This is a genomic window from Microcystis sp. M169S2, assembly GCF_020245865.1.
Lineage (GTDB): Bacteria > Cyanobacteriota > Cyanobacteriia > Cyanobacteriales > Microcystaceae > Microcystis > Microcystis ichthyoblabe_A.
In genome coordinates, this window is the sequence record NZ_JADBUB010000010.1 from 22,887 (window position 1) to 35,180 (window position 12,294).

At 43.3% G+C, this 12,294-nt stretch carries 12 protein-coding genes; 3 read left to right on the forward strand and 9 right to left on the reverse strand.

Annotated elements, in window-relative coordinates; genetic code table 11:
* Positions 1-145: 145 nt before the first annotated feature.
* The 4 genes from IM485_RS00995 to IM485_RS01010 all read right to left on the reverse strand — a co-directional run bounded on the left by IM485_RS00995 (position 146) and on the right by IM485_RS01010 (position 5,856).
* The gene (locus IM485_RS00995; protein ID WP_287740627.1) at positions 146-2,299 is read right to left on the reverse strand and encodes a dynamin family protein; all 2,154 of its coding nucleotides are present in this window, start codon (positions 2,297-2,299) and stop codon (positions 146-148) included.
* A gap of 886 nt (positions 2,300-3,185) precedes the next feature.
* Complete coding sequence (locus IM485_RS01000; RefSeq protein WP_287740630.1) at positions 3,186-3,680, reverse strand: ureidoglycolate lyase; 495 nt, start codon at positions 3,678-3,680, stop codon at positions 3,186-3,188.
* 5 nt (positions 3,681-3,685) lie between these two features.
* Entirely contained in the window at positions 3,686-5,143 is a 1,458-nt protein-coding gene (locus IM485_RS01005) for an efflux RND transporter periplasmic adaptor subunit (RefSeq protein ID WP_287740633.1), read from the reverse strand.
* Positions 5,144-5,253: 110 nt separating this feature from the next.
* On the reverse strand, positions 5,254-5,856 hold the full coding sequence (locus IM485_RS01010) for a GUN4 domain-containing protein (protein WP_104398340.1): 603 nt from the start codon (positions 5,854-5,856) through the stop codon (positions 5,254-5,256).
* An 83-nt stretch (positions 5,857-5,939) separates the two neighbouring features.
* Between IM485_RS01010 and IM485_RS01015 the strand changes: the two genes are divergently transcribed.
* Complete coding sequence (locus IM485_RS01015; protein ID WP_104398341.1) at positions 5,940-6,920, forward strand: aspartate carbamoyltransferase catalytic subunit; 981 nt, start codon at positions 5,940-5,942, stop codon at positions 6,918-6,920.
* Positions 6,921-6,943: 23 nt separating this feature from the next.
* Here the strand turns inward: IM485_RS01015 and IM485_RS01020 are convergent, their stop codons facing one another.
* From IM485_RS01020 to IM485_RS01030, 3 genes are all read right to left on the reverse strand, one after another.
* The gene (locus tag IM485_RS01020) at positions 6,944-7,225 is read right to left on the reverse strand and encodes a hypothetical protein (RefSeq protein ID WP_002788965.1); all 282 of its coding nucleotides are present in this window, start codon (positions 7,223-7,225) and stop codon (positions 6,944-6,946) included.
* Between the two features lie 501 nt (positions 7,226-7,726).
* Complete coding sequence (gene ureE, locus IM485_RS01025) at positions 7,727-8,203, reverse strand: urease accessory protein UreE (protein ID WP_104398342.1); 477 nt, start codon at positions 8,201-8,203, stop codon at positions 7,727-7,729.
* A gap of 75 nt (positions 8,204-8,278) precedes the next feature.
* Positions 8,279-8,764, reverse strand: coding sequence for a DUF4168 domain-containing protein (locus tag IM485_RS01030; protein WP_104398343.1), 486 nt, complete (start codon positions 8,762-8,764; stop codon positions 8,279-8,281).
* A 549-nt stretch (positions 8,765-9,313) separates the two neighbouring features.
* Here IM485_RS01030 and hbs point away from each other — a divergent pair.
* Positions 9,314-9,598 carry a non-specific DNA-binding protein Hbs gene (hbs, locus tag IM485_RS01035; protein WP_002739253.1) on the forward strand — a complete coding sequence of 95 codons (285 nt, stop codon included), beginning with the start codon at positions 9,314-9,316 and terminating at the stop codon, positions 9,596-9,598.
* 31 nt (positions 9,599-9,629) lie between these two features.
* The gene (gene cobD, locus IM485_RS01040; RefSeq protein ID WP_287740637.1) at positions 9,630-10,694 is read left to right on the forward strand and encodes a threonine-phosphate decarboxylase CobD; all 1,065 of its coding nucleotides are present in this window, start codon (positions 9,630-9,632) and stop codon (positions 10,692-10,694) included.
* A 62-nt stretch (positions 10,695-10,756) separates the two neighbouring features.
* On the opposite strand, the gene psbC is transcribed toward cobD, so the two are convergent.
* Both psbC and IM485_RS01050 read right to left on the reverse strand, forming a co-directional pair.
* Complete coding sequence (psbC, locus tag IM485_RS01045; RefSeq protein WP_193958450.1) at positions 10,757-12,139, reverse strand: photosystem II reaction center protein CP43; 1,383 nt, start codon at positions 12,137-12,139, stop codon at positions 10,757-10,759.
* The coding region (locus tag IM485_RS01050) for a photosystem II protein D2 (protein WP_271931852.1) at positions 12,123-12,294 on the reverse strand (172 nt) is incomplete at its 5' end. The genes psbC and IM485_RS01050, both read right to left, overlap by 17 nt.

The window sequence follows — 12,294 nt, forward strand, 5'->3', positions numbered from 1 at the left end:
TTCGGGGGACTATATTATCTATTCGCCAGAAGACCTGTGATTTATGCCAAAGCTGTCACAAAAGTACACAAAAAAAGGCATTGCTGAATAAACAGTCAATTAGCGAGTAAATTGTTCAACCTCTACAGGTATTTGTGTTTCTAAACTACCCAGTAATTGAGCTTTTTAAAGTAATCAGTGTTTGGTAACTATTGGTAATCGTAGTTTGCTTAGTAACTTCAGAAGCAATAGCCTCATCAAGTTCGGTAGTTTGGGCAATTTGACTGGATATTTTACCTTGGCAATCTTTAAATAGTTCCAGTAACTTTTCTTCCAAATATTCTGCATGATTTTTCAGGCTATAGCAAATATTTGGGTTCAACTCTTTGATAGTTTCTCTAATGTATTCTATCAGTTTATTTTCGTACCTTTCTATGGCTTGCTTTAAGCGCTCAGAAAATGTCTGACCACTACAGTCTTTGAGACTCTCTCCAATCTCATGAAGCTTGTCTCCATACTGAGAAAATAAAGCGTCAGACAGACCACTTAATCTCATTAAAATATCCCGTTCACAAAGGCTATCTTCTAGTTTTTTAGACACTTCTTCGGGTAAATAACTTAGGTTGATGGTTTGTAAATCACTGAGAAGTGTACTTAATCGCTCGGTAAAAGCAATATAGACTACCGACATTAATCTTTTTCTCATCAATGAATTCAGTTCTATTTTTTTCTTCATAAAATCGGGAAATTTATACATCTGTTCCTTATTGATATCTTCTCCTGTGTACAGATAATTTTTAAGTTCTTTTTCATCTATTTGTACTATTTTTTGATGCAATTCTTGGATTATTTCATTCGTATCAGACTCCTGCCAAAATTGACCATCTTCGTGCGTGCGAATTTGTTTGGCAAATTCTTTAACTTTTTCCTTCAACTGATCTATAAACAACTGAGATTGTGAAATAACAGCATCCCATTTTTCCCTCTCTTGAGGATTGGAGATTTGACCATATTGATGATAGGGTTCTTCCAACAATCGCTCTAATTTACGGATAATCTCCAGAAGTTCTTTTCTCGCATCTGCAATAAACTCATCTTTTGCCTCTTTATTCAAATATTTATATAGAGATTCAAGGAATTGAGAAAAGGGAACAATATCCGGATGATTAAGGAGCAAGTCTTTAGCTTGATCCTTAGAAGGCTCGTTTTCTAAGCCAATTGTTTTTATCAAAGTTTCAAGATGTCCTGGTAATTTTTTACTTTGGTCAATTGTTCCTTGAGCAATTGTCTTTAACAATAAATAGTTAAGGGCAGAAGTCTGAAAATTTCGCTCTTCCTTAATGATAAAATTATAGTCGCCAACCCGTTGATTAAAGCTATTAATAGCTTCTTTTTTTTGAGTCTTATTCGGTATATCCCATTGATTAATCACCCAAAATGCCCTTTGAATAATCGTTGGATTCTTCTTATTGATTTCAGCTAAAAATTCTATTTCTTCCCCTTGAAGAACTTTGAAAGGGTTGATACAAACGACAAAAGCTTTTGCTTTTTCTTTGATGTAGTCTTGAGTAAATTCTTTATGGCGTTTATTGTCCACCCCTAGTCCTGGTAAATCAACCAATACAATGCCGTCCGCAATATTCAAATTTTCTACAAACACTTCAATTTTATCAACATAAATTGCTCCTTCATAGCCTTCTACATAGTTGCCAAGTTCTGATAGTTGAATTTCTTTTCTTCCTTGATAATCGGGATTTGGATTTGCCAAATTTTTTACAAGCAATCTACTTTTGTCTAAAGCTTGTTGATCGATAGAACTTCCAGTTTCTGTTTCATATTGTTTAATGGCTTCCTGAATGCTTTGAAAGTGTTTTCCCAGAGGTTCATGAAATTCCCTTGACAGATTTTGACCAATTTTGTGACCAATTTCAGTTATAAAACTATCGTAAAGTATCCTTTGCGCTTTGTCATCCATAAAGTAAATAAAGGCTTGGTCTTTTTCTCCTTTTTTAACGATAGTGGGAAATGCAGTGGTTGATTTATTGGCTTCAGGGAGAATTTCTCGTCCTAAAATTCCATTAATTATTGTTGATTTTCCCGCCGAATAAGAACCGAGAAAAGCGACATGAAATTCTGTTTGTTTCAACTTACTAATCCAGTCTTTTCGTTTTTCAATTGAGGATTTCTCCGTGTCTTTAATAGGTAGATAAGGAAAAACACTCTCATAAATAGCGAAGTACTCCTGAAACTGTTGAATAGTGGATTGAATTTTTTGAGAATTATCCGGAATTTGTTGTGAGTGGTTATTCTGCATGATCATAATGTCAGTCCTCGAAATGATTAATTATTGTCTTGGAGTCATCAAAACTGTGGTATTGAGATACAAAGTTTATCCGATAGATGAGGTGGGTTTTTGCGACTGAAATCCTTACTTCGGCAAGGTTTAATCTATACTTCACCTTTACGAGAAACGCTGTAACCTTCACTCAGTGAGATCTCTGTCACCAGACATCCTGCTGCGCCAAATAATCCAAAGATTAGCGGTTTTTTGCGGTTTCGCCTTAGCTGTCTCAATAAGTTCTGCGGCTCGACTGAGCTTGCCGAACGTCATTTTGGTTTTGGAGGTGTATATTATATTTTCGTTAGAAGACCTGTGATTTATGCAGAAGTGTTAAAAATTCCGATAGGAATAACTTATCAGTCATTCTGACTTTTCCCGTTATCTTTTTAGTTGAGCGATCCTTTGATTTCCCCCTATCTCGAAGTCCTCTTCTCTCGTCGCTTATTGTCATTAAGACTAGCTTATTGAAAATTGTGGAGAGCTTGAAACCCTTATTATAGTCATTTCAATTAAGATTGAGAATATCAATCCCAGAGTTCCTAAGGATTTTGTCGGTCTAGACTGTATCATACTTATCTGAAATGACTATATGTCATCGTTTTCAGACTTAGCGGAAAAAGTAAGATTGGTCATTGACTTGGCATCGACAAATAGTGCCAATTCAAAGTAGTATCTGGAATTTTCTAGTTAACCTTTTAGGGGGTATCATTGCTTACACTTATAATTCTATTAAGCCTTCTCTGGATTTAGAGGCAAAAAGCTTACCTGCTCTACCTTCTGCCTTTTTTTCACTTTATCAAACTCACATTTTCCCCCTGTCAGCTTTCGCCGATATTCAGCAAAGCCTAGGTAAAAAAATATTTTTTCAATCAACAATCTCAAATTCTATTGACTGCTCTTGGGCAAAATTATAGGTACAATGATCGATAATATTAGTATCGCTCAATTCAAGATTATAAAAATCGATTGCCGGTTGATCAAAAAGTGGGCCAGCGTGCCAAGTTCCCACCTCTAATTTAATAAAACAGTCCCCAGGGATGCGAAAAACCTTTAATTTTTCTAAATCTGGTTGAGGATGAGGACTAGGGGGGGCCACTCCTAAAAACCACTCTTGTCCCCCCAAAGAACCAAGACATTGGGTACATTGACTATGACGAGTAATTCGCTTAAATTTACGTCCGCGAGTCTGTAAACGCATAATATAAAAACGTGGCACACCGTTTTTTAAATGCAGTTGTGCATCGCTTTCATCAAACGGTTTTCCATCATGGCTAGGGGTTATTAATTGACCGTAGGGACGGAAACTCTCGGCTGTAATTAGTTGCGCTGCCAGGGGACGAACGGTAATCGAATTACTCATAAAAATTACTGCTGACTAACAGTTATAGCTGTACCATCTCGGAGAGAAAGAATATTATTAATAGCAATTCTTTCCCCGGCATTTACTCCAGAAATAACCTGATAAGCTTGCCCTTGAATCGTGCCGACTTGAATTGGTTTTTGTCTAACCACTAAACGCTCCTTGGCATTTTCTTGACCTTCTTTAGCCTTTTCTTTTTCGGCCACAAAAACAAAATTTTGCGCTCCGATGCTAGTCACTGCCGTGGTGGGAACTAATACCCCCGGTTTTTGATCCCAAATTAACCGCGTCCGCACATATTGGTTATTGCGAAGACTGCCATCATTAGTAAAGGCAAATTTCACTAAAACCGATTGGGTAGCTTGGGAAACGGTGGGAGAAATAAAAGTTACTTGACCGCGAACCCCGGGGCTGCCATCGGGATTAATAATTTCCACGGGCAACCCGACGCGCAGACGCGGTTGTAATTCCACGGGAATCTGCACATTTAGTTCCAAAGTTTTATTATTAGTCAACGAGGTTAATTCTTCACCCAGGGAGATAATATCGCCGACTTTTCTTTGATTAAAATCGCCGACAAAACCATCAATCGGGGCGGTAATGGTGTTAAAAACTAAATTCTGGCGCGTCGCCCCTAATTGCCCCTCGGCGCTGGCTACTGCCGCTTGACGACTGTTCACTGTTGCCGCTGCCGCCGCCACCTGTTGCCGTGAGGCTAATTCGTTTTGAATGGCGATATTTAATGCTTCTTTGTTTGCCTGTAGGGTAGCTCTAGCCGCCGTCACCTGTTGACGGGCCGCATCACGATTTTTAGACCGGGCCTCTACTTCCGCCCTGGCGGCCTGAATGTCGCGGCGGCGATCATCTAAGTCCTGTTGGGGCTGTGCGCCTTGTTTAACCAGAAATTCGGCTCTTTTTAGGTTTTTTTCCGCCAAATCTAAATTAGCTCTCGCTCTCTGTAAATCAGCTTCGGCGGCGCTCAAGGTGGCGATCTGACTTTTCACATTGGCTTCGGCATTAGCCACATTAGCCCGATTCTGGGCAATTTGGGCTTTATTTGCCCTCGCTTGCGCTTGTCTTTGCCTTAAATCCGCCTCAGACGCATTCAGGTTCGCTTTGGCCGAATTTACCTGGCCGATGCCGGCGTTTACCTGTTGCTGTTGTTGTTCGGGATCCAATTCGGCGATTTTTTGTCCCTGAGTTACCTGATCACCAGATTTAACGAAAATAGACCGAATCCGACCAGTAATCTGAGGGGAGACGCTAACACGCTCTTGGGCGATCAAAGTACCCACAAATTCGCTACTTTGCACTAATTTGTCGGTGCCGAGGGTTTGCAGTTTGACGGGAACAGCCGCCGGTCCAGTGGCTTGCGGGGTTTGGGGGGCGCAACCGGTGATAATTAGGGAAACGGCGATCGACGAACCGATCGCTCTCGATAGGTTAACGGATCGTTTAATCATTGTTAAATTTAGGGGTTTTTGGCAGAAAAAGTGCTAGTAAATCGGAAAAAAAGGGAAGATGAGGAGAGAAGCTTTTCCTTAAATTTTACTCTACAGAATTGATCGCGTGATCACTGTTTGCTTTGCCCTAAGCTAACAATATTACAGGTGACTAATCTTTGGGCGAGGGTGGTGTATTCTAGACGACCACCGGCGATCTGATATTCGTCCCGGGGCGCCGGTAGATGACCAACGGGTGCATTGAGGGTATAGTTAAGATTTTCTTTAAAAATAATCCAATCACCACCTTTACGCCAACCGATGCGATCGCCAAAAGTTTGAAAATTTTCGATCGCCACTAAGCGCCCCGGTCGATTACCTGTCTCGATAAAAATGCGAAATTGGGTACTGAAACTAAAACGACCCCCGGAAGCTTCTTTCCAGAGTTGATCCATCTTTTGCAGATCCCAACAGGCCAATTTTTGCAGGTCTTCCATGGTAAACCAGCCCTGTAATTCCCGTCCAGTTGCTTTCAGCATTAAATTACGAGTTTCATCGTTAGCTTGTCGCCAATTTTGTTGAGCGAGGAAATTTTTCAGGCGAGTGTAATTAATGCCCGTGGTCGGTGATACCATTTCCCCAGAGGTGGCAGTCTGGGCAACGATCGCCGGCAAGGGATTGAGAAATAAAGCGATCGCGAGAGTGATCTGACAGAAGGAAAAATTAATTCTCATAAACCCTATTTATTAACCTGATGCAAAGAAATCCTACAATAGCATAGACGAAATTTGCCGTTTTTACCGCCTCCTTAACTCCTATGGCTTTCACTTGGATCCGACACCACATTTTGGGATTGCAAGACTGGCAACCGGAAGAATACCAAACCCTGCTACAAACGGCCTCTAGTTTTCGTGAAGTTCTTTCCCGACGTACCAAGAAAGTGCCGGCGCTACAGGGACAAGTGGTGACAAATCTTTTTTTTGAACCTTCCACCCGCACCCGTAGTAGTTTTGAACTAGCGGCGAAACGTCTTTCGGCCGATGTTCTCAATTTTGCCCCGGGTAGTTCCAGTTTGACTAAGGGGGAAACGATTCTCGATACCGCTTTAACCTATGTGGCCATGGGTACGGATATTTTTGTTATCCGACATCAACAGTCGGGAGTTCCCGATTTAATTGCCGCAGAAATGGATCGTTTGCAGTCGGGGGTGAGTATTCTTAATGCTGGGGACGGTCAACACGAACACCCCTCTCAGGGACTTTTAGACCTGTTTACGATCTGTTGTCTGTTAGATGAGGAAAATCCCCGTTTAGAACTGTTAGAGGGCAAAAAAATCGCTATTGTCGGGGATATACTCCATTCTCGCGTGGCTCGTTCCAATATCTGGAGTTTAACCACGGCTGGGGCGGAAGTACATTTGTCCGCTCCCCCCACCCTACTGCCGAAATATTTTGGAGAATTGTGCGATCGCCTATTTCTCCACTGGGATTTAGAACCAGCTTTAGAAAAGGCCGATTTTGTGATGACCCTGCGACTGCAAAAAGAACGCATGACCGCCAATCTTTTGCCCAGTTTACGGGAATATCATCAAAGTTTTGGCATTACTCGTCCTCGTTTGCAATCCTGTCAACCGGGGGTGAAGGTGCTTCATCCAGGTCCTGTGAATCGGGGAGTGGAAATTAGTTCCGATTTAATGGACGATCCCGATTTTAGTCTGATTTCCCAACAAGTTACCAGTGGTGTCGCTGTCAGAATGGCTTTGTTATACCTGATCGGTAATCTTCGCGGCAACCGGTAAAAGCTTCTCAGAGATTTGATATTTTAATCTGGTTTCATTGAAACAATCCTAAAGTTTCTATCAAGGTAAATATCATACTTTCTTCCTCCCTCACACACAGCATCTTCTGCTTCAAATAGGTTAGTCTCAACATCAAATTTCATCGCTTTAGGATTTCTACAGCCCTGTTTTAGCAAAGCATCAGTCAACCGTGATTTTTCTTCCGGGGTCAAAGCTCGATAATCACTACTATTAGCTTGACCTGCATAGATTGACATCCCCATAATACTAAGGGATAGTAAGCTTATGATCGATTTGGTCTTCATTTTTTTAACTTCCTGAATACAATAAAAACATCATTCCAAGGGTTTTAAACCCAAATTTTCGGTAATTAGTTCGGTACGATTACCGATCGACTATATCTTAGGGAAAGCATACCTGGATGGCAATAAGTATAAATACTCAAGCTATCCCTAGGGCTTTTCTAGAAACTTTGACCCATACCGAATTCCGTTCTTTAAACCTCTTGCATAATTAATTTTTCATGGTTCAAAAACGTCAAAAACAAGGATTAAATGGCATAAAATCTGTAAATATAGCGTTTCTGATTCACAAGAGGTACATTCCCGATCCTGAACAGCTTAATCAGCAAAGGTTTAAGTGTGCCGCACAGATGCGAGAACCGCTATAGACCATTTAACTGATTAATGCTCATTTTTAATTCTCCTGACTACTGACTACTGGCTACTGACTCCGTTCGGCTGAGCTCACGGCCGAAGCCTAACCCTAACAACGATTTTTGATTTCTGCAAGAGGTCTTTTTTAAACTATCCCTTTTTTGCCTCTTCCAGGTCATGATAATGCTGATAAGCGCCAATTTCGGGGTTAAAGGGGGCGATTTCTTCAGTTACAGTTAATCCCAAACCTTCTAACATTGCTTGTAGGACAGCATCGGGGGCCAGACGCAGATAATCGGGATTAATTTCTAGGGCTACATGACGATTACCGAGGTGATAGGCCGCTTTGAGGAGTAAATCGGTTGAAGGGGCGGTAATAGTGATAACTGGTTCGGGTTTAGCGATAATTTGAACAATTTCGCCGTTTTCTCCCCGCAGGAAATCGCGATCCTGTAGAATGGTGCCGCGAGGTAAACGAAAACAGAGGGAAAAACCTTCGGGACTGTCGAGACGATAACGGCTGCGGGTGCGTTCTTCGGCCGTAAGTAGAAGGCTAAAAACTACCGTTTCTGGGGGAGGTGGACTAGCGGTATGACGGGGGGGTAAGCGCTCGGTAAAAGTTAACATGGTAGTGGTCAATGGGAAAAACATTCTTATTGTAGCCCTGACTCCAACTTGACCCGAAAAACTGAGGAACTTTTTCTATTTATTTTCCCGCTGCAGACGAATCATCTCATTTCGCACCCGTCGTCTCAAGTTATCATCGCTACTAATCCGGTTAGTAATGGTGTTAAACTGAGCGGCAGTCAGACCACTATCTTGGACAATCTTTTTTGAGTTATTACAATAATCGACGGCAATTCTTTGGGCATTAGTGGGAAGATTATTAAAGCTTTCCCGTTGGTTACAGGTAATTGCTGGGGGAATTTTCCCTAAAATTTGCGAAATTGCCTGATAAGCTTGTTTTCTTTGGGTTTCGATCAACAAAACTGCGGTTGCATAACGTTTAATTTGGTCAGCCGTAAAATCTTGAGTATAAGCGGAGGACTGAAAACTAACTACCTCCGTCGTCCAAGAAAATTCGGGGATCAGACCGCCAAGAATGGCGATTACTGCCAAAAAAGTCACGATAAAAGAACGTCTTAAGCTTTGACCTAGATCGGCTAGGGGATAGCAGTAAATCACCATGCGAGTTTGTCGCTGAATAGATAATGATAGCAAACTTTCCAGTTAAATCCTGCTTTTTTGAATATTTTTAACGATCATAAGTTCCAATTCTAGCGAATATCTCCTGGGACAGAACCTTAATTTGTGGGCAGAAATTGCTTTGGTAAACTTTTTTAACGTTTTTGGGGGCAAAATTAGTCAAAAATCTTGGAGAGAACCGATGAACGATTTTTGGGAAGTTAGGATGCCTATCGCTTTTAGAGAATATTTATCGGCAATTTAGCTTGCTAATCTCTTTTTATTAGCTTATATCGCTGTAAATCTCTCGCTTATTCCCTTTTGTCTCTCCTCTTAACGGGGAATCGGGGGGAAATCTAGATAAATTAAAGGTTTCAGCGATTCCGATCGAGACAATTCCCGCTTAGAATAATGCAGTGGAATATATAGCCAATGAGGATTTGAGGCATTATTTAGTGATCTCGATCCTGGCGAGTCCTCAACAGGGGAACCATAATAAACTACTGACAACCACCCTAAACTCAGAAAAACCGCAAAAAAAGGAGTTAGCGCATGAATAAAGGTGAATTAATCGATCAAATCGCTCTCAAAGCCTCTGTCACCAAAAAACAAGCAGATGCTGTTCTCACTGCCGCCATCGAAACCATTATCGATGCGGTTTCTGAGGGGGACAAAGTAACCCTAGTAGGATTCGGTTCCTTCGAGGCCCGGGAACGTCAGGCCCGGGAAGGACGCAACCCAAAAACCGGCGATAAGATGGAGATTCCGGCCACTCGCGTCCCGGCTTTCTCGGCGGGTAAACTGTTTAAAGACAGAGTGGCTCCGGATAAGGAATAATTACTGTTGAGTTTCGTTCGCTGTAAGTCTTTTGCCTAGACCTAAACATGGTGGTAATCTTGACTGGGCGGCCACAATTGCTGGCTGTCCGGTTTCCTCTATTCTCGATTTTTCTGCCAGTATCAACCCCCTCGGTCCACCGGAAAGCGCCCTAACCGCTATTAAAAGCCATTTAACCAGTCTGACTCGTTATCCTGACCCCGCGTATTGGCAGTTGCGTTCTGCCCTCGGTCAATGGCACAATATCGGACCAGATTGGATTCTCCCGGGCAATGGTACGGCTGAGTTATTAACCTGGGCTGGTCGGGAATTGGCCTCATTTGATAGTGTTTATGTACTAACACCCGCTTTTAACGATTACGAACGGGCTTTAAAAAGTTTTGGTGGAAAAATCTGCCAACATTCCCTAGATTTAACCAGTTTAAAGCCGGTTAATCCCAAAAAACAAGGCTTATTACTTAATAATCCCCATAATCCCACCGGGAAACTCTGGACGGTGGCGGCCATTCGTCCCTATCTATCGCAATTTGGTTTGGTGGTAGTGGATGAAGCTTTTATGGATTTTTTACCCCCGCCACAACAGGAGAGTTTAATATCTCTGTTGCCGGAATATCCTAATCTCGTGATTTTGCGTTCCCTAACTAAATTTTACAGTCTCCCCGGTTTACGTCTAGGATATGTCCTCGCCCATCCCGATCGCCTGTTACAATGGCAAAAATGGCGCGATCCTTGGTCGGTGAATAACTTGGCTGTGGTTGCCGCTATTGCGGCAATTGAAGATAGGGATTTTCAACAACAAACTTGGGATTGGTTAACGGCAGCCCGCGAGGATTTATGGCAGGGATTAGCTGATTTTCCGCAGTTACAGCCCCAAACCAGTGCCGCTAACTTCCTCTTAGTACAATCTCAATCTTCCTGTTTACCCCTACAGGAAGCTTTATTAAAATATCATCGAATTTTCATCCGCGATTGTCTCAGTTTCCCCGAATTGGGCAGCAATTATTTTCGGGTTGCTGTCCGTTTACCGGCAGAAAATCAACGATTATTATCGGCTTTAGAGAGTATTTTAGCCGCGTCTGAGGATGTCAATGTCTGATATTAACCACAAAAAGGCTCCCGCCAACCAGACGGGAGCCTCTACCATCGAACTAAGCGAAATTAGTCGAGGTCAGGCATTGCCAATGCGGGTTCAGTCTCGCGGTCAATTCCTTTCTCGAAACCGGCGGCGGCGGCGCGAGCGCGTCCAGCGTGCCAGAGGTGTCCAATCAGGAAGAAGAAGGCGAGGGTGAAGTGAGAGGTAGCCAACCAAGCGCGAGGAGACACATAGTTAAACGAGTTAACATCAGTGATAACGCCACCCACAGAGTTCAAGGAACCTAAAGGAGCGTGAGTCATGTATTCAGCCGCGCGGCGTACTTGCCAAGGTTGTACGTCATTTCTGATTTTGTCGAGGTCTAAACCGTTAGGACCGCGGAGGGGTTCTAACCAGGGACCGCGGAAATCCCAGAAACGCATGGTTTCACCACCGAAGATGATTTCGCCAGTGGGAGAGCGCATCAGGTATTTACCTAGACCGGTGGGGCCTTGGGCAGAGGCGACGTTAGCACCTAAACGTTGGTCACGCACCAAGAAGGTGAAAGCTTGAGATTGGGAAGCTTCCATACCAGTCGGACCGTAGAATTCACTGGGATAGGCGGTGTTGTTAAACCAAACGTAAACGGCGGCGATAAAGCCCATCATGGAAAGAGCGCCCAAGCTGTAGGACAGATAGGCTTCTCCAGACCAGATGAAAGCGCGACGCGCCCAAGCAAAAGGTTTGGTGAGAATGTGCCAGATACCGCCACCGATACAGATTAAGCCAATCCAGATGTGACCGCCGATGATATCTTCCATGTTGTTGACGCTGATAATCCAGCCTTCGCCACCGAAAGGAGCTTTGGTCAGATAACCAAAGATAACTGCGGGGTTGAGGGTAGGATTAGTGATGACGCGGACATCACCGCCACCGGGAGCCCAGGTATCATAGACACCGCCAAAGAACATGGCTTTAAATACCAACAACAGCGCACCACAACCCAAGAGAATTAGGTGATAACCGATGATGTTGGTCATTTGGTTTTTGTCTTTCCAGTCGTAACCGAAGAAATTAGAGTATTCCTCTAGGGTTTCCGGTCCGCGGATAGCGTGGTAGATACCACCAAAACCGAGTACAGCCGAAGAAATTAAGTGCAGAACACCAGCGACGAAGTAGGGGAAGGTATCGACTACTTCACCACCAGGACCGACCCCAAAACCGAGGGTAGCTAAGTGGGGAAGCAGGATTAAACCCTGTTCGTACATCGGTTTTTCGGGGATAAAGTGGGCGGTTTCAAACAGGGTCATCGCCCCGGCCCAGAAAACGATTAAACCAGCGTGGGCGACGTGAGCGCCGAGCAGTTTACCGGAGAGGTTGATAAGACGAGCGTTACCAGACCACCAAGCGAAGCCGGTGGAACTTTGGTCACGACCACTAGCAGTAGGGATATTAGAGAGCGTTACCACGCGGGAGAACCTCCTCAGGGAAGATAAAGTTTTCGTGGGGTTGGTCTTGGGGAGCCATCCAAGCTCTCAGACCTTCGTTAAGCAGAATATTTTTAGTGTAGAAGGTTTCAAATTCCGGGTCTTCGGCCGCTCTCAATTCCTGAGAAACGAAGTCA

What these genes read in the sequence shown, in the direction of transcription:
- IM485_RS00995 (WP_287740627.1), bottom strand. Translation starts at nt 2,299, where the DNA reads ATGATCATGCAGAATAACCACTCACAACAAATTCCGGATAATTCTCAA.
- IM485_RS01000 (WP_287740630.1), bottom strand. Translation starts at nt 3,680, where the DNA reads ATGAGTAATTCGATTACCGTTCGTCCCCTGGCAGCGCAACTAATTACA.
- IM485_RS01005 (WP_287740633.1), bottom strand. Translation starts at nt 5,143, where the DNA reads ATGATTAAACGATCCGTTAACCTATCGAGAGCGATCGGTTCGTCGATC.
- IM485_RS01010 (WP_104398340.1), bottom strand. Translation starts at nt 5,856, where the DNA reads ATGAGAATTAATTTTTCCTTCTGTCAGATCACTCTCGCGATCGCTTTA.
- IM485_RS01015 (WP_104398341.1), top strand. Translation starts at nt 5,940, where the DNA reads ATGGCTTTCACTTGGATCCGACACCACATTTTGGGATTGCAAGACTGG.
- IM485_RS01020 (WP_002788965.1), bottom strand. Translation starts at nt 7,225, where the DNA reads ATGAAGACCAAATCGATCATAAGCTTACTATCCCTTAGTATTATGGGG.
- ureE (WP_104398342.1), bottom strand. Translation starts at nt 8,203, where the DNA reads ATGTTAACTTTTACCGAGCGCTTACCCCCCCGTCATACCGCTAGTCCA.
- IM485_RS01030 (WP_104398343.1), bottom strand. Translation starts at nt 8,764, where the DNA reads ATGGTGATTTACTGCTATCCCCTAGCCGATCTAGGTCAAAGCTTAAGA.
- hbs (WP_002739253.1), top strand. Translation starts at nt 9,314, where the DNA reads ATGAATAAAGGTGAATTAATCGATCAAATCGCTCTCAAAGCCTCTGTC.